The sequence below is a fragment of the Paraburkholderia sp. RL17-381-BIF-C genome (genome assembly GCF_046026435.1).
Classification (GTDB): Bacteria; Pseudomonadota; Gammaproteobacteria; order Burkholderiales; family Burkholderiaceae; genus Paraburkholderia.
Genome location: NZ_JARESX010000055.1, coordinates 1 through 22,722, shown reverse-complemented (window position 1 = coordinate 22,722; position 22,722 = coordinate 1). Strand labels below are relative to the sequence as shown.

The following is a 22,722-nucleotide window of genomic DNA, read 5'->3' as shown; positions in this document are numbered from 1 at the left end:
TGCCGCACGAAAATTCGCCGGCCGGCGCCGCCCACGCTCCGCCCGGGTGATCCTGTCCGCGCGCGCTTGCCTTTGCCGGCTTGAATAGGAATGGACGCCGATGTCGTCAGTTTTCTTTGATCGGGAACGCATTGCGGAATGGCTCGGGGACCACACCGTCGCCAAGGCGCGCTCGGTCGGCCCCGTCACCCACGTGAAATGGCACGGCGCCACGCTGAGCGGCGACGTGCAGGGCACGCAGCGGCTTCCCTATCAAACGCGCGTGCGCTTTCGTACCGATGGCGGTTCGCCCTGGGCGCAGGGCGATTGCAGTTGTCCGGTCGGCCGCAACTGCAAGCACGTTGCCGCGTTGCTGCTCGCCGAGCTGAACTATCACGACGAGATGGACCATATCACTCACGTCGAGCCGGACGAGGGCGACACCGCGCGCGACCTGCCGCGCGAACCGATGGCTAACGTCGGAGCGCCGTCAGGCGTGCGGCCCGAACTGGTCAGTTGGCTCGAACGTTTTCGCGCCCGCGCCGAGGCTGCGGATGCGGACGCCCAGAAGGCGAGTGCGCCGCGCTCGCAGACCCTGGTTTACCGGCTTAACTGGTCCAGCTTCCACATGCGCCACGAGGTCGTGCTGTACCGCGCGCGCTGCGATGCGCACGGCGCGATCATCGCGGTCGACGAACCTTGGGGCAATGTGGAAGCGGCGCTCCTCAAACAGCCGAAGTTCGTCTCCGACGAAGACCTGTCGATCCTGCGCGGCCTGTGGCTCGGCCGCTCACGCGAGGACTTCGGACAGTTCATCCTGCGTGGCACGAGCGGCGCGGAGATGCTGCAGAAGCTGATCGCGACCGGCCGGCTGTTCTTCGATTTCACGCCCGGCTCCGGTCACGACGGACCCGCGCCGCTCACGCGCGGCGCCGACCGGCCCGGCCGGATCGAATGGGAGCCGCTCGCCGACGAGCGCCTGCGGCCCGTGCTGCGCACCGAGCCGCGCGCGAGCATGGTGCTGCCCACCGAACCGGTCTGGTATGTGGATGGTGTCGCGAATGAAGCTGGCATCGTTCAATCGTCGCTGCCGTTCCAGCAGTTGCCGGATTACCTCGCCATGCCGCCTATCTCGCTCGCCGAAGCGCCGCTGGTAGCCTCGGTGCTGCGCGAGATCGCGCCCGAGTTGCCGCTGCCGCCCACGCACGACGCGTCCGCGATTCGCGTGATCGACGTCGATCCCGTGCCGGTGCTCACGCTCAACAGCCACGCGCTGCCGTCGGCGACGAGCAAGGCGGGTTTGCGTCAATCCGCTGCGGTCGAACTGGCGGGCGTCAGTTTTGATTACGACGGCGTGAGCATCAATGTCGACAGCAGCGTGACGCTCGTGCCAATGCCGGGCGGCGACGTGATTCATATCCGCCGCCGCTACGAGGCCGAGAAAAAGCGTCTGCTCGAACTGCGCAAGACCGGCTTGCAGAAGGTGCCGACCAGCCGCGTCTACGCGTCGCGCCTGCTGCCCGACACCATGCTCGGCCTGCCCGATGCCGAGGCGTGGACCGCGTTCGTCAACGACGCCGTGCCGGAGCTCGTGAGCAAGGGCTGGCGCGTGACGATGGCGCCCGAGTTCCGCTACAACGTCATCGAAATCGATGCGATCGAAGGCACCGCGCATCAGGCAGGCGACGGCTGGTTCGATCTGGAGATGGGTATCCGCATCGGCGAGCGCAACGTGCGGCTCGAACCGCTGCTTGCCGACCTGTTCCGGCGCGACCGGCGCTGGCTGAGCGGCGCGCTCGAAGCCATTGCCGACGACGAGCCGATCGAGTTGAAGACCGAGGAGAACAAGCGTTTGCGCTTGCGCGCCGACCGTCTGAAGCCGGTGGTGCGCGTGCTCGTCGATCTGTTCGACGCGCTCGGCGGCTCGCTCGCCGAGGGTGCGCCGCTGCGTGTGGCGTCCGTCGACGCGGGCCGGCTGGAAGCGTTGAACGGCACCGGCCGCTGGCAATTTCGCGGCGAAGATTCGATCCGGCAACTGGCGCAGCGTCTGCAGGCCGGTCCGGGGCTGCACGAGGTGCCGGTGCCGCGCGGCCTGAAGGCCGAACTGCGCGCCTATCAGCAACAGGGCTTGAACTGGATGCAGTTTCTGCGCGAACACGATCTCGCCGGCGTACTCGCCGACGACATGGGTCTGGGCAAGACAGTGCAGACGCTTGCCCATATCCTCGCGGAGAAAGAAGCGGGGCGTCTGAACCGACCCGTGCTGATCGTCGTGCCGACCACGCTCGTGCACAACTGGCGCGAGGAAGCGCGACGCTTCGCGCCCGAACTGAAGGTGCTGGTGTTGAACGGCCCGCAGCGCAAGGAGCGTTTCGAGCAGATCGGCGAACACGAACTGATTCTGACCACCTATGCGTTGCTGTGGCGCGATCAGAAGGTGCTCGCCGAGCATGAGTATCACCTGCTGATTCTCGACGAAGCGCAGTACGTGAAGAACGCCACCACCAAAGCCGCGCAGGCCATTCGCGGTTTGCGCGCGCGGCATCGGCTGTGTTTGACGGGCACGCCGCTCGAGAATCATCTCGGCGAGCTGTGGTCTCAGTTCGATTTTCTGTTGCCGGGGTTTCTCGGCAGCCTGAAAGACTTCACCAAACGCTGGCGCAATCCGATCGAGAAGAACGGCGACGGCGTGCGCCGCGCGTTGCTCGCGCGGCGCATCCGGCCGTTCATGCTGCGCCGTCGCAAGGACGAAGTCGCCAAAGAGTTGCCGGCCAAGACCACGATTGTGTGCTCCGTGGACCTGGAAGGCGCGCAGCGCGACCTCTACGAAACCGTGCGCACGGCAATGCAGGAGAAAGTGCGCGCGGCGGTCAGCGCGCAGGGTCTCGCGCGCAGCCACATCATCGTGCTCGATGCGTTGCTGAAGCTGCGCCAGGTGTGCTGCGATCCGCGTCTTGTTCGCACGCTCAAGACCACCGGCGAGGCGGGCGAGGGGCAGGACTCGCGCGACAGAGTGGATAAGGTGGAGAAGGGCGCGCGCGCCATGCGTTCCGCCAAGCTCGACCTGCTCCTGTCGATGCTGCCGGAACTGATCGAGGAAGGGCGCCGCGTGCTGTTGTTCTCGCAGTTCACCGGCATGTTGTCGCTGATCGCCGAAGCGCTCGAAGAAGCCGCCATTCCGTACGTCGTGCTCACCGGCGATACGGCCGATCGCGTGACGCCTGTCGAGCGTTTCCAGCAAGGCGAGGTGCCGTTGTTCCTGATCAGCCTGAAGGCCGGCGGCGTGGGCCTGAACCTGACCGCCGCCGACACGGTGATCCACTACGATCCGTGGTGGAACCCGGCTGCCGAGAATCAGGCAACGGACCGCGCGCATCGGTTGGGGCAGGACAAGCCCGTGTTCGTGTACAAGCTGATTGCGGCGGGCAGCATCGAAGAAAAGATCGTGGAGTTGCAGGAGCAGAAGGCGGGACTGGCCGACAGCATTCTTTCCGAAGACGCCGCCGGCGCCGCCAAGTTCTCGGACGACGACCTCGACGCGCTGTTCGCGCCGATGCCGGAAATCGAAGGCGGCAGATAACGCGCTGCGCTCGCGGCGATGCCGTCAACGCTGTCGCCTGACACTCGCTTGCCGTACGACGTACTGCGTTGCCGCGGCGTTCCGGCAATCGACAACTTCTGTAACAAATCGTCTGCATCTGTAAATGCGCTGTTGCCGCCGCTTCAATTCATATCATTTTCAGAGTGAGACGACACAACGCTTCTATGCGTGACCCATTATCGTTTGCGTAATAGCTACCTGAAGCCACGTTACAAAGGCAGTTTTTTCATCTTGAGCTGCAATTTCGGCGCGGCTATTTTTGGGTCACTCGTGCGGTTAGACCCCCGCGAGCGTGTAGTGTTTTGAGCGGCGTCGGCCTTGGAAAGAAGGGACGCCGCATTTTTTCCCAGATCACACCACGGCTTAACAATCTTTAAACGATTTATTTTGAGACTGTTTCTATACTGACTCGCAAATTGTCAAATCGCGGTTTCCCAAGTGGGGGACGCAGCCTGAGAAAGACAACGGCGAACGGGGCCAACTACCGTGCGGGCGAGACCAGCCGCTGAAAACGACGACCCTTGCGGTCGATGCACACAGACACGGCGCAGCGGGCGACTGTGCCGCTGAAAATGCTGGGATGGTTGAACAACCGCATCGCCTGACCGGAGATTCGCGTGATCTTATCCGGGAAAAGAACAGCCGTTTTTTCGATTATGATGACCTGCCCCTCGATACGCGGCGCGATAAAGCGAACACTGCGCGCTAATTTTGAGACGGAGGCGGGATCGAACAGGGCGCAAGGCAAAGGACCACAAGTCGAAAAATGTGCCGCCGAAGATGAAATTGGAAGCCGGATCGTCGGTGCTTGTGCCGTCATCCCGGTCATCTGCCGGTCAGCCGGCCACCAGTTACGAACGACGATGTCGCGTTGCGGGGTTTTATGAGAATTGCTGTCCTGGATGACGATTCGGCTCAGGCCGACCTTGTTTGCCAAACGCTGTCGGCGGCGGGTCATATCTGTCACGCATACGGTGCGGGTCGCGAACTGGTGCGGCAGCTGCGGCGCCAGACGTTCGATCTGCTGGTGCTCGACTGGAACGTGCCCGACATGTCGGGTGAAGAGGTGCTGCGCTGGGTGCGGGAAAGTCTTTCCGAGCGCCTGCCGGTGCTGTTCATGACGAGCCGCGGCCGTGAAACCGACATCACGTCGATTCTCAACACGGGTGCGGACGACTACGTCGTCAAACCGGTTTCCGCCGCGGTCTTGCTGGCGCGAGTTGGCTCCTTGCTGCGCCGCGCTTATCACCTCAAGCCGGCCGCGGTGAAGGAAGTTTTCGGCGAATTCGAATTCGATCTGGGCGCGAAGCACGTGGTGGTGCGCGGCACGGCGGTTGCCGTCACGCAGAAGGAATTCGACCTCGCGCTGTTGCTGTTCCAGCATCTGAGCCGGCCACTCTCGCGCGCGCACATTCTCGACGTGATCTGGAAGCAGGCGACCGACATTCCGTCGCGCACCATGGACACGCACGTATCGATGCTGCGCAGCAAGCTCGGTTTGCGCCCGGAGCACGGTTACCGTCTGACGCCGATTTACGGCTATGGCTACCGGCTGGAGCGGATCGAATCCGCCGCGTCCTCGGCCGCGCTCGGCCAACGCCCTGAAGCGGGGGGCGCGTGACGTTGTCCGCCGGTGTGGCGCCGCGCGGCAGCGCGGTTTCGCCGGGCCGCCGCGGTGGCGCGTTGCTCGCGGCCGCCGGCGTGCTCGCGATGGCCTGCTTCGCGCCGGCATCATCGGTTGCGCAGTCGATGCGTGCGCCGAAGCCGCGTGCGAAAGCCGCGGCGCCCGTGTACCTGTCGTATGTGACGCACGAGGGCGACACGCTGTACGACATCGCGGGCCACTATCTGCGCGATCCGAACGATTGGGCTGTGTTGAGCCGCGTGAATCATGTGCCCGCGCCGCGCCGCATGCCGGCCGGCGTCGTGTTGCGCCTGCCTGCCGACAAGCTCAAACAGGAACAGGAATCGGCCCGCGTGATCGCGACGAGCGGCCCGGTCGAGCATGCGTTCGGCAAGAATCCCTACGTGCCGCTCACGCAAGGCGCGACGCTGGGCGAGGGCGATCGCATCCGCACCGGCGAAAACGGTTTTGTGTCGCTGGAATTGCCCGACGGGTCGCATGTCACGGTAGCGCAGAACGGCCTGCTGGATGTCAGCACGCTACGGCGCACCACGCTGACCGGCGCCAGCGATCGCGTGCTCGAATTGCGCAGCGGCGAAGTCGAGAGCCAGGTCACGCATGCGACGAAAAAAGACGACCGCTTCCAGATCCGCTCGCCGTCCGTCGTGGCCGGCGTGCGCGGAACGCGCTTCAAGGTCGCCTACAATGGCGACGCGCGAATCACCGCAGTGGAAGTGCTGGACGGAGCGGTCGGCGTCGACCCTGCCGCGCTCGGCGGGCGCGTTCCGCCGCCGCCGGGCGTGCCGCTGCAGGCTTCCGCGCAGCTCGTGAAGGCGCGCTTCGGCAGCGTGACGCGGGCAGGCGAGACGATCGGCGGGCCGGTCGAACTGCTGCCCGCGCCCGCGCTCGCGCAGCCGGGCAAACTGCAGGACGGCAAGACGGTCGTGTTCGACCTCGTTCCGGCCGAGCACGCCGTGGCGTATCGCGTGCAGATCGCACGCGACGCCGACCAGCTCGACCTGATCCGCGATCTGCGCGCGAGCGGGCCGCACGCGGATTTCGGCGACCTGCCCGACGGCACCTATTTCGTGCGCATCGCCGCGATCGACGGCAACGGACTCGAAGGACTGCCGCAGGTGTATGCGTTCGAGCGCCGTCAGCTCGGGCTGGCCGCCTCGGCCGGCCAGCGCGCCGGCAGCCGCGACTATGAGTTCCGCTGGTTCGTGAGCCGCGCCACGGTCGAGACGCGCTTCCGTTTCGTGCTGGCGACGACGGCCGATCTGCGGCATCCGCTCGTGGACCGCACCGATTTGTCCGGCGGCCAACTGGTCGTGAGCGATCTGCCGGCTGGCGATTACTATTGGACGATCGTCGCCGAGCAGTTCGAGAACGGCCGCCTCTACGAAAAGAGCAGCGCCGTGCGCTCGTTTACGCTTGCGCGCTGACGCTGATAGATTCACGGGGCTGAGCGATTCATCAGCCCGCTTCCTGGCTTCGAACCGAACAACGCTTTGCCGACCACTCCTACGCGCCTGAGCCTCGATCTGCGCGCCCGTCTCGGACGGCGCGCCGGCCGCCGCTTCCTGATCGAATGGGCGGGCATCGGCTGCCTCGGCGTCGTGGTGATTCTGCTCAGTTCGCTCGGCCGTCTGAGCGCGAGCGTCGATCATCTGGTCTATGACCGCTTTCTGAGCCTGCGCGCACAGCCTGTGCTGCGCGATATCGTGGTGCTCGAAATCGACAACGCGAGCATCGCGCAACTGGGCCGCTGGCCGTGGCCGCGCAGTGTCCATGCGAAGCTGCTCGAACAGATCGCGAAAGCGAATCCCGCCGCGGTGATCTACGACGTGCTGTTCACCGAGCCCAATGCGCAAGACGCCGAACTGGCCCGCGCTATCGCGCTGAGTCCGACGTATTTGCCGGTGCTGCTCGGCGCGCCCGACAGCGCCGGGCGCCGCACCGTGGTCGAGCCGGTGGCGCCGCTCGCGCATGCGGCGGCGGGGGTCGGTCATATCAATCTCGAAGTCGACAGCGACGGCATTGTGCGCAGCGTCGCGCGATACGAGGGCGACGCCGATTCGCGCTGGCCGCAATTGATGCTGCCGGTCGCCCAGGCCGTCGAGCATGGCGTGCTGCACCTGAATGGCGGACAGCCCGCTCGTGTTTCGGTCGCGGCCTCACCCGACAACGGCGACGACGGCCGTTTCCTCATCCCGTTCGGTCCGAACGCCCAGAACTATCCGAAGCTGAGTTTTGCCCGCGTGCTCGCCGGCGACGTGTCGCCGGAGCAGTTGCGCGGCCGCATCGTGCTGATCGGCGTGACCGCGTCCGGTTTGTACGACCGCTTTGCGACGCCGGTGTCCGGCGAGCTCGGGCCGCTGCCCGGCGTGTATATCCATGCCAACGTGCTCGACACGCTGCTGACCGGCCGCGAGATCGAGCCGGCCGCGCGTTGGGCGCTATTCGCGGTGTCGCTCGTGCCGCTCGCCGCGCTGCTGGCCGGTTTTCTGGTGTTGTCGCCGCGCCGTTCGCTGCTGCTGACCGCCGCCCTGTGCCTGCTCGCGGCGTCCGGCAGCGCCGCCTTGCTCTACGGCGCGCGGCTCTGGATGTCGCCGGTGCCGGCGATCGTCGGCGTGGTGGTCGTCTATCCGATCTGGAACTGGCGGCGCCTTGAAATGACCATGGCCTATCTGCGCGAAGAACTGCAGCGTCTCGCCGACGAACCCCATCTGCTGCCGGAAACGCCGCAGCGCCGCCGCGAGTTCGGCGGCGACGTGCTGGAGCAGCACATGGCGCTGATGGCGCAGGCCGCGCAGCGTGTGCAGGACATGAAGCGCTTCGTGTGGGACAGCCTCGACAGCATGCCGGAGCCGATCCTCGTCAGCGACGTGCGCGGCGTCGTGCTGATCGCGAACCATGCCGCCAAGGCGCATTTCGCGCGTCTCGCCGCGCCACTGCCCGAAGGCCGCCCGATGCAGGCCGTGCTGGGCGGCCTGACGCTCGTGAAGACGATCGACAGCGACGCAGCGTCGGATGCCGAAAACAATCTGTTCGCGCGCGCGCACTGGCCGGCGCCGCTCGATCCGGCGCGCCATGAATTCGCCGCGCTGATGGCGCACGGCGTGGAAGTGCGCGACGCGCGCGAGCGCGACCATTTGCTGCGTTACGCGAACTGTACTAACGAGCAGGGCGAGACCACCGGCTGGATTGCGGGTCTCGTCGACGTGTCGGCCCTGCATGCGGCCGAGCGTCAACGGGAAGACGCGCTGCGGCTCCTGTCGCACGACATGCGCTCGCCGCAGGCGTCGATTCTCGCGCTGGTGGAGATCGAACGCGCCCGTAGCGAGCCGGTGCTCGCGCGCGGTTTGCTGGAACGCATCGAGCGCTACGCGCAGCGCGCGCTCACGCTGGCCGACGACTTCGTGCAACTGGCGCGCGCCGAATCGCAAACCTATGTGCTGGAACCGGTGAATCTAAACGAGTTGCTGATCGACGCCAGCGACGAAGTCTGGCCGCAGGCGCACGCCAAGCGTATTACGTTGCTCACCGAAACCGCCGCGGCCGACGGGACCGGCGCCGATGACGACGACCACTGGATCTGCGCCGACCGTTCGTTGATGACGCGCGCGCTCGTCAACATTCTGAACAACGCGGTCAAATACAGTCCGCCGGATACGCGGATCGTATGCAGCGTGGCGAGCCCGACACCGAAGGCGGTGCCGGGTGCGGCGAGGCGCGTGTCGTGCACGATTCGCGACCAGGGCTACGGCATTCCGAAGGAACAGCAGGCGGGCCTGTTCGAGCGCTTCCGGCGCTTTCACGAAGCCGAGCGCCCGGAAGTGGGCGGCGCGGGGCTCGGCATGGCCTTCGTCAAGACGGTCGTCACGCGCCACGGCGGCGATGTCGAGGTGGCGAGCGAACCCGGTCAGGGCACGGCGTTCACGATCCGTCTGCCGGTGCTCGAAGACGCGCAATCCGGCGCTTTCCTCACGCCGCGCACGTGACGTATGACTATGCACCTTATCGAAGCGAGAAGATCGTGAAAGCCATCCTGTTCTGTGCCGCGCTGGCCGCGGCGAGTCTGACCGGTTGCACCGGCCTGAGCGCCGACGTGCATACCGCCGACACCTCGAACGCCGCCGCCGCGTTGCAAGGCGAACGGACCTATGCGATCACGCGCATGCCGTCGCAAGAGGCCGGCGCGGATCATCCGCGCTTCGAACGCTTGCTGGCGGATGAACTGGCAAAGCAGGGCTTCGTTGAAATGGCGGATCGATCCGCGCGTTATCTGCTCTCGATTGCTTACGACACGCGGCCGGCGACGATCGGCGTCAGTGAAAAAGGCTGCGCGCCGGGCGCCTGCGAACGAGCGCCCTATGCACCGTTCTCGCTGTTCGGCGGCCCTGTCTATCGGCACGCGCTGACGCTGCGGTTTTTCGAGCGCGCGAGCGGGCGGGAGGTCTATAAAGTCAGCGCGTCGAGCAGCGATCGCGACGCGGATCCGCTGCATGCCATGCCGGCGCTCGTCAAAAGCGCGCTGGCCAGGTTCCCCTTCGACGCGCCGCGCGACTGGCGCGTGAAACTGCGTGCTGACGAGACGAGCGGCGTGCCGACGGTGATGTCGGTGAAGCCGCTGCAACCGTAGTGCGCCACGATCACTCCGGCGCGTCGCGGTCTTGCGGCCAGCGGTTTTCGAAGACACAGTCGGCGAGCGGCAGGCGGCTCGCCCAGCGTTCGGTTTCCAGCATCGGCTCGTTGTAAAACTGGTCGACGTGACCCAAGCACAGAATCGCCACGGGCCGCGCGCCCTCCGGCATGTGCAGTAGCTGGCGAACCGCGTCGACATCGAACAGCGACACCCAGCCCATTCCCAGACCTTCCGCGCGGGCCGCGAGCCACATGTTCTGGATCGCACACGCCACCGACGCGAGGTCCATTTCCGGCAAGGTGCGGCGGCCGAAGATATGGCGCTCGCGCCCGTCCATCAGCGCCATCACCAGTAGTTCGCCGCAATCCAGCATGCCTTCCACTTTCAGCTTCATGAACGCTTCGCGGCGTTGGCCGAGCGCGTCGGCGGTGGCGAGGCGTTCGGTTTCCACCGTGTCATGCAAGGCCGTGCGCAGCGCCGGATCGGTGATTCGCGCGATCCGCCACGGCTGCATGAAGCCGACGCTCGGCGCGTGATGTGCCGCGTCGAGCAGGCGCTGCAGCACGGCGGGGTCGACCGGATCGCGCACGAAATGGCGCATGTCGCGGCGTTCGTAAATGGCGCGGTAGACAGCGTCGCGCTCGAAATCGTCAAAAGGCTTCGCCATGGAACAGGGCGGCCGCGAAGGCCGGGTTGGAGGGCCAATAAGCGTGCATGTAGCTCGCCACGATCGAACCTGCGCGGTAGACGGCCTCACCGGGCGCGTCGCCTTGCGGCCGGATCGCCGAACACAGAGGCGTGAGCGAGGTGTCGAGCTTCGAGTAGTGAAACGTGTGGCCGGTCATCGGCCCGTGCTGGCTGTCGATCCGTTGCATGCCGAGCGCGGTGAAGCGCGTTTGCATCGTCGCGTGGCCGGGCAGCAGACCGAGCATCGGCGTGCTGACGCCTTGCGTGTCGGTGAGGCGGTCAAGCAGATAGAGCATGCCGCCGCATTCGGCAACGAGCGGCTTGCCCGCGGCCGCGTGCGCGCGAATGCTCGCGGCGCTGCGCGTGCTGGCCGCCAGCGTTGCCGCGTGCAGCTCCGGGTAGCCGCCGGGCAGGTACAGCGCGTCCGCGTGTTCGAGCAGTGGCTGGTCGGCGAGCGGCGAGAAGTAGTCGATCCGCGCGCCGAGCGCTTCCAGCAGCGCGACGTTGGCCGGATAGATGAACGAGAATGCGGCGTCGCGCGCGACGGCAATCGTCTTGCCCTCCAGCAGACGCGGCAGCACGTCCGGCACGGGCGCGCCGAACTCGACCGGCGGCGGCAGTTCGCACAGCGCGGTGCGGCCGAGCGTATCGGCGGCGTGATCCAGGCGCGCGTTGAGATCGTCGATTTCGTCCGCCTGGTGCAAGCCGAGATGACGGTCGGGTAAGGCGATTTCATCGCTGGCGGCAATGTGCCCGCACCAGCGCAGACCTGGCGGCAACGCTTCTTCGAGCATCTGCGCGTGTCGCGCGGAGCCGACGCGATTGGCGAGCACGCCGTAAAACGGCACTTGCGGCCGGAATTGCGCGAGGCCGAAGGCCACCGCGCCGAAGGTCTGCGCCATTGCCTTCGCCGAAATCACCGCAAGCACGGGCACGCCGAACGTGGTGGCGAGATCGGCGCTGCTCGGCGTGCCGTCGAACAAACCCATCACGCCTTCGATCAGGATCAGGTCGGCTTCGGCGGCCGCTTGCGCGAGCAGGCTGCGGCAGGCGGCTTCGCCCACCATCCACAGATCGAGCGAGAGGACGGGCGCGCCGCTTGCGCGCGCCAGAATCATCGGATCGAGAAAATCCGGTCCGGTCTTGAAGACGCGCACGCGTCGCCCCAGCCGCCGATGGTAGCGCGCCAGACCCGCGGTGATCGTGGTCTTGCCTTGACCCGACGCGGGCGCGCTGATGAAGAGAGCGGGGCATGCCCCGGAGCACGTCTCTTTTGAAGACGCGCCAGCGGAGGTGCCCTCGGAGGACGCGGACATCGCTCAGAACTCCACGCCGCGCTGCGCTTTCACACCCTGCTCGCGATACGGATGCTTGACGATGCGCATTTCGGTGACGAGGTCGGCGGCTTCGATCAACGCGTCCGGCGCGTGGCGGCCGGTCACTACCACGTGCAGCATCGGCGCGCGCGCGTTCAGCACCGCGAGCACTTCGTCGAGCGGCAGGTACTCGTACTTGAGCACCGTGTTCAGCTCGTCGAGGATCACCATCTGATACTCGCCGCTTTCGATCATGCGGCGCGCTTCGTCCCAGCCCTTGCGCGCGGTCGCGATATCGGCGTCGCGGTTCTGCGTGTTCCAGGTGTAGCCGTCGCCCATCGTGACGAAATCGCAGTTCGCGATCGCGCCGAGAAAGTCGCGCTCCGACGTGTGCAGCGCGCCCTTGATGAACTGCACGACGCCAAGGCGCATGCCGTGGCCCAACACCCGCACGGCCATGCCGAATGCGGCGGTGGTTTTGCCCTTGCCGGTGCCGGTGTTGACGATCAGCAGGCCTTTTTCGACGGTGGCGTTGGCCTGTTTCTTCTCGTGGCCTTCGCGTCGGCGCTCGGTCATGCGTTGATGCGATTCGGGATCGGTCTTCATTGCAGGTTCTGTTCCTGAGTGTCGTTGTTTGGATGTTCGCGTTGGGCTTAGGTCGTGGTCGAGGCGATCGCCACGGTGACGCCGGCATGGACGGTCTTGCGCACGAGGAGCCGTGCTCGAGGCGCTGCGGACGTGGTGGATTCACCGAGTCCGTCCGTCGCGGCAAGCAGCGCGCACGGCTCGCACACGCCATCCACGCCGAGGTGCTCACGCGCTGCCGCCGAAGGCTCCCCCACGGGCATCGCAGCGATCCGTTCACGGCTGAAGAACGTCAGCCGCAGCGCATGACGCGCGCAGAATTCGAGCAGGCCGGCTTCGTGGGCTTTGGTATCGATGGACGCTACGGTGCCGATTTCATCGAACGCATGCGCGCCGAGCGCGGCACGCACCGCCGCGTCGATCTGTTCGGCCGAACTGTGCGCACGGCAACCAATGCCCACGCTCAGCGTCTTCATTGTGTAGCCGCGCCGTCTGCGCAAGGCGCTTCGTCATCGGCCCGCGCCGCTGCGCGCGCCAGCGCGAGCGACGCCACACCGCCGATCACCACGATCGCGGGCGAGCCGAGTCCGGCACGCGCGACGGTGTCGGCGAACTCGCCGAGCCGCGCGAGCGCATGGCGTTGCTCCGGACGGGTGGCCGATTCGATCGCCGCGCATGGCGTGTCGGCGCTCATGCCGGCCGCGAGCAACGCGTCGACGATATCGTGCAGCCGCCGCATGCCCATATAGATCACGAGGGTCATGCGCGTGGCGACGAGCGCGGCCCAGTCGGGTTCGCCGCTGCCCGCGCCGTGCCCGGTGACGAATACCACGCCTTGCGCGTGATCGCGGTGCGTGACGGGAATGCCGATGGCCGCGGGCGCGGCGATGCCCGCCGTAATGCCGTTGATGACTTCCACCTCGACGCCCGCCGCATGCAGCGCCTGCTGTTCTTCGCCGCCCCGGCCGAACACGAACGGATCGCCGCCTTTCAGGCGCGCGACGCTGCGCCCGGCCCGCACGTGTTCGAGCAACTGCGCGACGATGCCGGCCTGCGGCGTGGACGGATGGCCGCCGCGTTTGCCGACGTAGACGACCTGCGCGTCGGCGCGCGCGAACTGCAGCACGTCGGGATTCACCAGGTCGTCGACCAGCACCACATCGGCTTGGGCCAATGCGCGGGTCGCCTTGAGGGTCATGAGTTCGACGTCGCCGGGGCCGGCGCCGATCAGCCAGGCGCGGGTCATCGCGACATGCATGGCGAGCGCCATGTCGTGACGGGCGGAAAGGGGCGAAGCGCGCAGGCGCGCCGGATGACGGACTTTGGGGGCATGCAGTGCTACGGATTCAGGCACGGCGAAACGCGCGGCTCGCCACGGTCCCTTTGGGAACGGATCGACGAACGGATGCGCCACGTCGTGCTTCAGCGCCTTCACATCCGTCCCTCGCGGATTCCGGCGGCCGGCGGCGTGATGTTGCCCTGAGGTTCGCCGCCTCCGCGTCTGGCCGGTATCCGGGCTGGCGGCCTCATGCGCTTTGCCTTCCCGTCCGCATTCGTTGGAATGTCATGGACAGTGGCATCGAAAAAACGCATGCGCGGCGCGGGATGAAAGACATCGCGCCGCAGGTCGCTTACCGTTGCGGGGACAGCACAGGTTGAGCGCGTAAAGCGCGGCCTGTTTCCCGTTTAACTGCACACGCGAATGCATGTGCGGGCACCAAACGCGCGCATACGATAGCACATGGCGTCCCGCCCGATAAGCGCTTGCGGCTTGCGTTTCCTTGACGGCACCGGGCCGCGGGCCTACACTCGCACGCACTTTGGTGCTCGTGTGCGCGCTCGTGCGCATGCAGTTAAACGGGAAACAGGGTGCCCGCCTGCCATGGATCGGGTCAACCTGTGCTGCCCCCGCAACGGTAAGCGAAATGTGGTGCTGCGGTAAGTTCTTTAGCGCCACGGAGCCGGCTTCGATGTCCACGCGCAAGGCCGCGTCGGCATATCACCACTGGGCGAGAAATCACTCGCCCGGGAAGGGGAAGCGGCGCTTTCGCCAGCCCGGATACCGGCCAGAATACGAAGGGCGAACGCCGCGGGGATGCGGCGGTGCGTTCATGCTCTCATTCCCGCTTCCTGTTTTTCTGTTGTCGCGGCAACCCGTCGTTCGTCCCCGTGTTGTGTTGTCGTCCTGGCTCGCTGGGCTTACGCGCCGCTTACCCGGCTACCCGGCCGATGCACGCAGACGCGCAGACAGACACACAAAAACACGCCGGCGTGCACGTGCAACTCCTACGGATGGACCTCACGATGCAAACTCAAATGCGCAAGATCCCCGTCACCATCGTCACGGGCTTTCTCGGCAGCGGCAAGACCACGCTGCTGCGGCACATTCTTCAGCATGCGGGCGGCAAGCGCATCGCGGTGATCGTCAACGAGTTCGGCGAACTCGGTATCGACGGGGAAATTCTCAAGGGTTGCGGAATCGGTTGCGATGAAAACGGCGTCGAAACCGAAGGCCAATTGTATGAACTCGCCAACGGGTGCCTGTGCTGCACAGTGCAGGAAGAGTTCTTTCCGGTGATGGAAAAACTCGTCGAGCGCCGCGATCAGATCGATCACGTGCTGATCGAGACGTCGGGTCTCGCGTTGCCCAAGCCGCTGGTGCAGGCGTTCAACTGGCCGCAGATCAAGAACAGCTTTACCGTGGATGCCGTGGTCACCGTGGTGGACGGTCCGGCTGCGGCAAGCGGTCAGTTCGCCGACAACCCCGTCGCCGTGGATGCGCAGCGCAAGGCCGATCCGAATCTCGACCACGAATCGCCGTTGCACGAACTGTTCGAAGATCAGTTGTCCGCCGCCGATCTGGTGATTCTGAACAAGACCGATTTGCTCGACGACGCGCAGCAAAACGCGGTCGAGCTGGTGATTCGCGAAGAGATTCCGCCGCAAGTGAAGATCGTGCGCGCGCAGATGGGCCGGCTCGATCTGCATACGTTACTGGGGCTCGAAGCCGCTTCGGAAGACACGATCCACCTACGCCACGATCACCACGGTTCCGCCGAAGACGCCGACCACCATCACGACGAATTCGATTCGGTGGTCGTGCAGGCGAATGCGCTCTCGCGCGAAGCAGTGATCGCCGCGCTGCAAGGGCTCGTCGAAACGAATACGATCTACCGCGTCAAAGGATTTGCGGCGCTGCCGGGCGCGGCGATGCGCCTCGTGATTCAGGGCGTGGGCCGCCGCTTCGACAGCTATTTCGATCGACGCTGGCAGGCTGGCGAAAGCGGCCCGAGCCGCTTCGTGCTGATTGGCGAGGATCTCGATCAGGCCGCGTTGCAGCGTGCGTTCGACGTGGCGCTCGGCGTGCCGTCGAGCGTCGAAACGCAACAGGCGTAAGCGCTCATGCATCTGCTGCGCACCACGCCGGGCGGTTTCGTCGACGATACACAAGGCGTGATCCGTATCGATCAGCAGCCCGCCGACATCGTCGTGCTCAGCTCCGCCGATACCACGCTGTCGTTGCTCGCGAGCGTGATTGCGCGCATGGGTGAAGGTTTCCCAAGCGTGCGGCTCGCGAACGTCACGTATTTGCGGCAACCGGCCTCGGTCGATTTCTACGTCGAAGACGTCTTGCAGCACGCGCGTGTGGTGGTGGTCGATCACCTCGGCGGCGAAGCGTATTGGCCTTACGGTATCGAGCAGGTGGTGGCGCTCGCCGAGCGCAAGCAGCAGACGCTCGCGATGTTCTCCGGCGATTTGCAGGAAGATCCGAACCTGCTCGCGCGCAGTACTGCAAGCGCCGAGCTGTGCCATCAACTGTGGCGTTATCTGCGCGAGGGCGGTGCGCAGAATGCCGAGGCGTTCCTGCGCTGTATCGCGCACCGGACCTTCGGCTGGGGGCGCGAGCCTGCGCCGCCCCGCGCGTTGCCCGCCGCGACGCTCTATCATCCCGGGCGTGACACGCCGACTATCGCCGACTGGCAGGCGCGCTGGCAACCGGACGCGCCGGTCGCGGCGATCCTGTTCTACAAGGCGCATCTGCAGGCGGCCAATACGGCCGTGTTCGACACGCTGATCGACGCGCTCGAAGCGCAAGGCCTGAATCCGTTGCCGATCGCGATTACCTCGCTCAAAGACGCGTTCAGCCGCGAAGTCGTGCAATCGCTGTGCGCAGAGCACAATGCCGCGCTGGTGCTGAATACGACCGCCTTCGCCGCGTCCGCGATCGACGACCCGGAGCCGCTCGCGCTCGCCGGCGACGCGCCGGTGTTCCAGGTGATTCTGAGCGGCGGCAATCGTGAAGACTGGCAGAAGGACAATCACGGCCTCAATTCGCGCGATATCGCCATGCATATCGCGCTGCCGGAAGTGGACGGCCGCATCATTACGCGCGCCATCAGCTTCAAGGGGCTGGCATACCGTTGTCCGCACACTCAGGTCGACGTGGTGCGGTATCAGCCGGACGCCGAGCGCGTGGCGTTTCTCGCGGAACTGGCCCGACGCTGGTGCCGTCTGCGTTCACTCGATAACGCGGACAAAACAGTCGCGCTGATTCTCGCCAACTATCCGATGAGCGAAGGGCGCATCGGCAACGGCGTGGGACTGGATACGCCGGCCTCGGTGGTCCGCATTCTGTCGATGCTGCGCGACGAAGGCTACCGTCTCGCCGACTTGCCCGCCGACGGCGACGCGCTGCTGAAGAAGCTCACCGAGGGCGTGACCAACGATCCGGTGGTGCGCGATCTGCGTCCCGCACTGCAAAGCCTCGCGCTCGCTGATTACCTCGCGCACTTCAATGCGTTGCCCCTCGAGGCGCGGCAGGCGTTGAACGCGCGTTGGGGCGCACCGGAGCAGGATCCGACGCTGCGGCGCGGCCGTTTCATGATCGCGGGCTGGCGTTGCGGGCAGGTGTTCGTCGGCATTCAGCCCGCGCGTTCGCGCGAACAGGGCGATTACGCCAGCTATCACGACGCCGACCTCGTGCCGCCGCATGCCTATCTGGCGTTCTATTTCTGGCTGCGCCACCAGTTCGGCATCGACGCGATCGTGCATGTCGGCAAGCACGGCAATCTGGAATGGCTGCCTGGCAAGAGCGTCGCGTTGAGCGCTGCCTGCTGGCCTGATCTGATTCTCGGGCCGATGCCGCATCTGTATCCGTTCATCGTCAACGATCCGGGCGAGGGTAGCCAGGCGAAACGCCGCGCGCAGGCCGTGATCATCGATCACCTGATGCCGCCGCTCACGCGCGCCGAAACCTATGGGCCGTTGCAGGACCTCGAGCGGCAGGTGGACGAATACTATGAAGCGCTGATGGTCGACCCGCGCCGCTCGAAGCTGTTGCGGCGCACGATTCTGGCGACCATCGTCGAACATAAGCTGCATGAGGAGTTGAGCCTCGCGGCGCCGACCGGGCAGGACGATGAGGACGCGCTCCTCACGCGCGTCGATGCATGGCTGTGCGAGTTGAAGGAAGCGCAGATTCGCGACGGCTTGCATACGTTCGGGCAATCGCCGGACGGTGTGCAACGGCGCGACACATTGCTGGCGCTTGGGCGTTTTCCTGTCGGCGACGGGCAAGGCGCGAAGGCCGGCCTGATCGATGCATTGGCGCGCGATCTGCAGATGGACCATCTGTTCGATCCGTTGTCGGTGGACTGGTCGGCGGTGTGGGACGGGCCGCGCCCCGACGTGCTGCGCAATGTCAGCGATGCGCCGTGGCGGCACTGCGGCGACACGCGTGAGCGGCTGGAGTTGCTGGCGGCCGAGTTGTTGCGCGGCGTGTGCGGCGATCAAGATGCGGCCTCTTCGGCGTCGCCTGGTGCCGACTTACCGCAAGCGGCGCGCGTAATCGGGCGACTGCGTGCCGATGTGCTGCCGCGGCTCGACGCCTGCGGCCCGCAGGAAATGCTTCATCTGAAGCGCGGTCTCGAAGGGCGCTTCGTGCCGCCGGGACCGAGCGGTTCGCCATCGCGTGGACGCCCCGATGTGCTGCCCACCGGCCGCAACTTTTATTCGGTCGACACGCGCGCGGTTCCCACGCAAGCGGCCTGGTCGCTGGGATTGAAGTCCGCTCAGCAACTGATCGAACGGCATTTGCAGGAGAAGGGCGACTATCCGCGCGCCATTGGCCTCTCCGTGTGGGGCACCGCGACCATGCGCACCGGCGGCGACGATATTGCCCAGGCGCTCGCGTTGCTGGGCGTGCGGCCGAAGTGGGCGCCCGGCAGCCACCGCGTGACCGATTTCGAAATCATGCCGATCGAGGTGTTCGACCGGCCGCGCATCGACGTCACGTTGCGTGTGTCCGGTTTCTTCCGCGATGCCTTTGCCAACGTGATGCATCTGTTCGACGCCGCCGTGCAGGCGGTCGCGGAACTCGACGAACCCGAAGACCTGAATCCGGTTCGCGCGCGCGTGCTGCGTGAGCGCGATGCGCTCATCGCGCGCGGCATGGACGCCGCCGAGGCGCGCAAGCGCGCCGGCTGGCGCGTGTTCAGCGCACGGCCCGGCGCGTATGGCGCGGGTCTGCAGGACATGATCGACTCGCGGCAATGGCAGACCGACGCCGATCTCGCGAACGCCTATCAGTCGTGGGGCGGTTACGCGTACACGCAAAAGAGCGCGGGCGAAGAAGCGCGTCACGCGTTCGGCACGCGCCTCGCGGCGCTGGACGTGGTGCTGCAGAACCAGGACAACCGCGAGCACGATCTGCTCGATTCGAATGACTACTACCAGTTCCAGGGTGGCATGGTCGCCGCGGTACGGCATCTGGCCGGCGGTCAACCGAGCGTGTATCACGCCGACCATAGCAATCCGGCCGCGCCGCGCGTGCGCACGCTGCATGAGGAGATTGCCCGCGTGATCCGCTCGCGGGTGGTCAATCCGAAATGGCTCGATGGCGTGAAGCGTCACGGCTACAAGGGCGCGGCGGAAATCGCCGCGACCGTCGATTATCTGTACGGCTACGATGCGACCGCGCGCGTGATCGCGGATCATCAGTACGCGCTCGTGACCGATGCCTATCTGAACGACGCTGACACCCGCGCGTTCTTGCAGCGGCATAACCCGCACGCGTTGCATTCGATTTGCGAGCGCCTGCTCGAAGCGATGCAGCGCGGTTTGTGGCAGACGCCCGGCGACTTTCGCTCGCAAGTGGAACAGCATCTGCTCGCGAGCGAGCAACAGATTGAAGGAATGCAAACATGAACTCAGCAGCCCGGCGGCCTGTTTTTCCTTTTGCCGCGCTGATCGGCCAGGCGCCCTTGCAGCAGGCGCTCTTGCTGGCCGCTATCGATCCGGCGCTGGGCGGCGTGCTGGTGGCGGGGCCGCGCGGCACGGCCAAGTCGACGGCAGCGCGGGCGCTCGCCGAGTTGTTGCCGGAGGGGCAGCTGGTGAATTTGCCGCTTGGCGCGAGTGAAGACCGCTTGATCGGCACGCTCGATATCGAAACGGTGCTGCGCGACGGTTCGGTGCGCTTCTCGCCGGGTCTGCTCGCGAAAGCGCATCTCGGCGTGCTGTATGTGGATGAAGTCAACCTGCTGCCCGACGCGCTCGTCGACGCCTTGCTCGATGCGGCGGCAAGCGGCGTGAATACCGTCGAGCGCGATGGCGTGTCGCATAGCCACGACGCGAGCTTCGTGCTGATCGGCACGATGAATCCTGAAGAGGGCGAGCTGCGGCCGCAACTGATCGACCGTTTCGGCTTGATGGTCGAGTTGCAGAACTGCTTCGAGCAGCATGTGCGGCAGGCTATCGTAAAAGCCCGGCTGGCGTTCGATCTCGATCCGCAGGGGTTTCGTGCGGGTTATGCGCAGCAGCAGGCGGCTTATGTGCAGCAGATTCGAGCGGCGCGCGCCGCGCTGCCGCAACTCGCGTTCGACGACGCCGTGCACGCGCGTGTCAGCACGTTGTGCATCGCCGCCGCCGTGGACGGTTTGCGCGCCGATCTCGTGATGCTGCGCGCGGCGCGGGCGTTGGCGGCGTTCGAGCAGGCGTCTGCGGTGACGGCGGAGCATGTCGATCGGGTTGCCGAGGCGGTGCTGATTCATCGGCGACATTCTCGTGATTCCCAAGCGCATCGGGACGCGCGTGAGAATGACGCTTCTCAAGGCGGCGGCGCGGGGCGGCCGTCTGCGTCTGCGGAAGGCAATGCGCCGCCGGCTGACGCGGCGGGCGACAGCGAGTGGGGCTATCTTGCCCCCGAGCCGGCCGCCACCACGCAGGTCAAAGGCGTCATACCGCTCAGCGCAAAAAAACGCTGAGCCATCGGAAGGGCGCCGCCGCTGACTCGCGCAGCGGTTTTCGATGGCGGCAAGGTGCGGGTGCGTACAGCCGCTTGCATGGGACGCCGGGCAAGCGCATCGCGTGGCCTCACACACTCGCGGCGAAGGGCCAAGGCGCGTTGCGAGCCGGGCATCTGCGTTTTATGCGCGAGGCGCCGCGTGGCGGCGTGCTGCATTGTTTCGTGCTCGATTGTTCGGGTTCCATGCTGGGCGGGCAGCGCCTCGCGCTCGCCAAGGGACTGTTGGTCGCCTTGTTCGACCACGCGAGCGCCGCGCGTGCCGAGGCCGCCCTGGTCTGTTTCGGCGGTGCGGGGGCGGATGTGCGATTCGGTCCCGCCGTGCCGCGTTGGTGGAACGAGCGGTGGTTGAGTCCGGTGGGCGGCGGCGGCGGCACACCGCTCACTGCCGGCATTCAGCGAGCGACCCAGCTGCTGGAGCGCAGCGCGCGCCGCAAACCTGCGCAGCAACGCTGGCTGTGGATCCTCACCGACGGGCGCACGCACGATACGCCAGTGCGCCCGCTCGACGTGGACGAAGTCGTGTTCGTCGATTTCGAGCGTGAGGCGTTACGGTTGGGCCGCTGCGAAGTGCTCGCCGATGCGTGGGGCGCGCGACGTTGTACGCCGGAAGAATTGATGGGCTGAGCAGCGGGTGCGTTGCGCCGCTCGCCGTCCTGCGCTGATTTATTTCAAGCCGTTCGACCAATACACCACGTCGTCCTGGCGGTCGAATACGAAGACTTTCATCGCCATTTGCTGGGTCGCGTCGAGCTGATCGAGTTCGAGCCCATGAGTCGAAGGCTCGCCCGGCCCGTTGCCTTTGTGCACATTGCGGATTACGGCCGTGGTTTCGATCTCCGTATCGAGATCTTTCGATTTCAGGCGGAACGCCAGACGCAACCGGTCGCCGACAGCACCCAGCGTCCAGGAGGCGATCAACTGCATGCCCAGTGCGCTAATGCCTTTCGCGAGTCCAAGCCCCTCATACGAGTCTCCGTTTTCACCGATGCCGAAACGCACCGCGAGGTGCGTGCGGACGCGGATCGACTTGCGCTCGCGCAGGCGACGGATCACGCCGGGTTTCGACAACACGACGTAGTCGAACGGCGAGCGGCAGATTGCCTCGATCGTGCAGACGAAACGAAACACGGCATGACTGGCAATCGCGACGATTTCGATGTTTTCGCCGAGGCCCAAGGGGAGCATGCGACCGTCGTGCATTGGCGGCGTGACGAAGAGCGCGTGATTCGGTGCGAAGCCGATGATGCGGCATGGATGCATCGGCGCGCCGCTGCCGAGTTGCGGACGCACACCGATCAATGCACCGATTTCCAGGTGCATGTCCTTTAGCGTCAATGGGCCGCCAGGGTCTGCCTGAGTGTCTGGCTGAGGTGGCGCTTGTGTGCCCGCATCCAGCAGGTCGCCTCGTTGAGGACGGAAGTGGTTGAACAGGAAGGTGCGTTCGTCCGTGGTCGCGAGGATGGTGCCGCTCGTGAAAAGGAGCGTGCCGTCGGCGTCGACGATCGGCCAGTCGAGAGCGGTGCCCACCGGGACATTATCCAGATTGAGGGCTGGCGTTTGCGCGGCGGGTGAGCGTTCGTCGACGTGTTCCTCGACTGGATTGTCCATGGTCGGCGGTAATTGGAGTGACGGGATATCTTGGTTGACGGCCGGCAAGGCGGAAACTTTAGTTTTCTCGGCTGACTCGGCTTTGGTTTCTTCTGGCGCTGCTTTCTGTCGGGCGGCGAGTGCTCTATATATAGCGAGGTTGGGTCATTGCCAGATGGGTTTGGTAGAGGTGCGGTCGTGGGTCACTGTCTCGATGCCGCAAGTAGAATTGTTCCGCGAGCGGCCAATTAGATCGGATGGCTAACTAAATTGGCGGTGTCGCTGTGAGGTCTGTTTCGGTGCTCCTCAACTTTTTGAAAAATATTGCGCGAAGGGGGTTGACGACATGTCTCTCGCTCTCCATAATCTCGTTTCTCTGCTGCTGATGCAGCG

The 22,722-nt window shown here is 65.7% G+C and carries 16 protein-coding genes and 2 riboswitches; of the genes, 9 read left to right on the top strand and 7 right to left on the bottom strand.

What is annotated here, in order from left to right; all coding sequences use genetic code 11:
* Nucleotides 1-100: 100 nt before the first annotated feature.
* On the top strand, nt 101-3,559 hold the full coding sequence (locus tag P0D70_RS26815) for a DEAD/DEAH box helicase (protein ID WP_408186690.1): 3,459 nt from the start codon (nt 101-103) through the stop codon (nt 3,557-3,559).
* Nucleotides 3,560-4,061: 502 nt separating this feature from the next.
* Here the strand turns inward: P0D70_RS26815 and P0D70_RS26810 are convergent.
* On the bottom strand, nt 4,062-4,547 hold the full coding sequence (locus tag P0D70_RS26810; RefSeq protein ID WP_408186705.1) for a hypothetical protein: 486 nt from the start codon (nt 4,545-4,547) through the stop codon (nt 4,062-4,064).
* Here P0D70_RS26810 and P0D70_RS26805 point away from each other — a divergent pair.
* From P0D70_RS26805 to P0D70_RS26790, 4 genes are all read left to right on the top strand, one after another.
* Nucleotides 4,464-5,201 carry a response regulator transcription factor gene (locus P0D70_RS26805; protein WP_408186689.1) on the top strand — a complete coding sequence of 246 codons (738 nt, stop codon included), beginning with the start codon at nt 4,464-4,466 and terminating at the stop codon, nt 5,199-5,201. The genes P0D70_RS26810 and P0D70_RS26805 overlap by 84 nt on opposite strands.
* Nucleotides 5,198-6,649, top strand: coding sequence for a FecR family protein (locus P0D70_RS26800; RefSeq protein ID WP_408186688.1), 1,452 nt, complete (start codon nt 5,198-5,200; stop codon nt 6,647-6,649). Before P0D70_RS26805 ends, P0D70_RS26800 begins: the two co-directional genes overlap by 4 nt.
* Before the next feature lie 66 nt (nt 6,650-6,715).
* Nucleotides 6,716-9,208 (top strand): CHASE2 domain-containing protein, encoded by a 2,493-nt coding sequence (locus P0D70_RS26795; RefSeq protein WP_408186687.1) that lies wholly within the window; start codon nt 6,716-6,718, stop codon nt 9,206-9,208.
* Nucleotides 9,205-9,849, top strand: coding sequence for a DUF4136 domain-containing protein (locus P0D70_RS26790; protein WP_408186686.1), 645 nt, complete (start codon nt 9,205-9,207; stop codon nt 9,847-9,849). Before P0D70_RS26795 ends, P0D70_RS26790 begins: the two co-directional genes overlap by 4 nt.
* 10 nt (nt 9,850-9,859) lie before the next feature.
* Here P0D70_RS26790 and bluB read toward each other — a convergent pair whose 3' ends face one another.
* Genes bluB through cobA form a run of 5 tightly spaced genes read right to left on the bottom strand, consistent with a single transcriptional unit; the run spans nt 9,860 to nt 13,686 of the window.
* Nucleotides 9,860-10,519 (bottom strand): 5,6-dimethylbenzimidazole synthase, encoded by a 660-nt coding sequence (gene bluB / locus P0D70_RS26785; RefSeq protein ID WP_408186685.1) that lies wholly within the window; start codon nt 10,517-10,519, stop codon nt 9,860-9,862.
* Complete coding sequence (locus P0D70_RS26780; protein WP_408186684.1) at nt 10,503-11,855, bottom strand: cobyrinic acid a,c-diamide synthase CobB; 1,353 nt, start codon at nt 11,853-11,855, stop codon at nt 10,503-10,505. The genes bluB and P0D70_RS26780 overlap by 17 nt, the downstream gene beginning before the upstream one ends.
* A gap of 3 nt (nt 11,856-11,858) precedes the next feature.
* Entirely contained in the window at nt 11,859-12,461 is a 603-nt protein-coding gene (gene cobO, locus P0D70_RS26775) for a cob(I)yrinic acid a,c-diamide adenosyltransferase (RefSeq protein WP_091801661.1), read from the bottom strand.
* Between the two features lie 47 nt (nt 12,462-12,508).
* The gene (locus P0D70_RS26770; protein WP_408186683.1) at nt 12,509-12,916 is read right to left on the bottom strand and encodes a cobalamin biosynthesis protein; all 408 of its coding nucleotides are present in this window, start codon (nt 12,914-12,916) and stop codon (nt 12,509-12,511) included.
* Entirely contained in the window at nt 12,913-13,686 is a 774-nt protein-coding gene (gene cobA, locus P0D70_RS26765; protein WP_177205179.1) for a uroporphyrinogen-III C-methyltransferase, read from the bottom strand. Before cobA ends, P0D70_RS26770 begins: the two co-directional genes overlap by 4 nt.
* Before the next feature lie 240 nt (nt 13,687-13,926).
* A riboswitch (cobalamin riboswitch) is annotated at nt 13,927-14,177 on the bottom strand.
* 67 nt (nt 14,178-14,244) lie between these two features.
* Nucleotides 14,245-14,525: riboswitch (cobalamin riboswitch) on the top strand.
* 219 nt (nt 14,526-14,744) lie between these two features.
* Here cobA and cobW point away from each other — a divergent pair.
* From cobW to P0D70_RS26745, 4 genes are all read left to right on the top strand, one after another.
* Nucleotides 14,745-15,836: a cobalamin biosynthesis protein CobW gene (cobW, locus tag P0D70_RS26760; RefSeq protein ID WP_408186682.1), complete on the top strand. Its 1,092-nt coding sequence runs from the start codon at nt 14,745-14,747 to the stop codon at nt 15,834-15,836.
* Between the two features lie 6 nt (nt 15,837-15,842).
* On the top strand, nt 15,843-19,646 hold the full coding sequence (cobN, locus tag P0D70_RS26755) for a cobaltochelatase subunit CobN (RefSeq protein ID WP_408186681.1): 3,804 nt from the start codon (nt 15,843-15,845) through the stop codon (nt 19,644-19,646).
* Nucleotides 19,643-20,701, top strand: a complete 1,059-nt coding sequence (locus tag P0D70_RS26750) for a magnesium chelatase ATPase subunit I (protein ID WP_408186680.1) — start codon at nt 19,643-19,645, stop codon at nt 20,699-20,701. The genes cobN and P0D70_RS26750 overlap by 4 nt, the downstream gene beginning before the upstream one ends.
* 74 nt (nt 20,702-20,775) lie before the next feature.
* The gene (locus P0D70_RS26745) at nt 20,776-21,366 is read left to right on the top strand and encodes a vWA domain-containing protein (protein ID WP_408186679.1); all 591 of its coding nucleotides are present in this window, start codon (nt 20,776-20,778) and stop codon (nt 21,364-21,366) included.
* 39 nt (nt 21,367-21,405) lie between these two features.
* Here P0D70_RS26745 and P0D70_RS26740 read toward each other — a convergent pair whose 3' ends face one another.
* On the bottom strand, nt 21,406-22,350 hold the full coding sequence (locus tag P0D70_RS26740; RefSeq protein ID WP_091801640.1) for a flagellar brake protein: 945 nt from the start codon (nt 22,348-22,350) through the stop codon (nt 21,406-21,408).
* Nucleotides 22,351-22,722 lie beyond the last annotated feature (372 nt).

What these genes read in the sequence shown, in the direction of transcription:
- P0D70_RS26815 (WP_408186690.1), top strand. Translation starts at nt 101, where the DNA reads ATGTCGTCAGTTTTCTTTGATCGGGAACGCATTGCGGAATGGCTCGGG.
- P0D70_RS26805 (WP_408186689.1), top strand. Translation starts at nt 4,464, where the DNA reads ATGAGAATTGCTGTCCTGGATGACGATTCGGCTCAGGCCGACCTTGTT.
- bluB (WP_408186685.1), bottom strand. Translation starts at nt 10,519, where the DNA reads ATGGCGAAGCCTTTTGACGATTTCGAGCGCGACGCTGTCTACCGCGCC.
- P0D70_RS26780 (WP_408186684.1), bottom strand. Translation starts at nt 11,855, where the DNA reads ATGTCCGCGTCCTCCGAGGGCACCTCCGCTGGCGCGTCTTCAAAAGAG.
- cobO (WP_091801661.1), bottom strand. Translation starts at nt 12,461, where the DNA reads ATGAAGACCGATCCCGAATCGCATCAACGCATGACCGAGCGCCGACGC.
- P0D70_RS26770 (WP_408186683.1), bottom strand. Translation starts at nt 12,916, where the DNA reads ATGAAGACGCTGAGCGTGGGCATTGGTTGCCGTGCGCACAGTTCGGCC.
- cobA (WP_177205179.1), bottom strand. Translation starts at nt 13,686, where the DNA reads ATGACCCGCGCCTGGCTGATCGGCGCCGGCCCCGGCGACGTCGAACTC.
- cobW (WP_408186682.1), top strand. Translation starts at nt 14,745, where the DNA reads ATGCAAACTCAAATGCGCAAGATCCCCGTCACCATCGTCACGGGCTTT.
- cobN (WP_408186681.1), top strand. Translation starts at nt 15,843, where the DNA reads ATGCATCTGCTGCGCACCACGCCGGGCGGTTTCGTCGACGATACACAA.
- P0D70_RS26750 (WP_408186680.1), top strand. Translation starts at nt 19,643, where the DNA reads ATGAACTCAGCAGCCCGGCGGCCTGTTTTTCCTTTTGCCGCGCTGATC.
- P0D70_RS26740 (WP_091801640.1), bottom strand. Translation starts at nt 22,350, where the DNA reads ATGGACAATCCAGTCGAGGAACACGTCGACGAACGCTCACCCGCCGCG.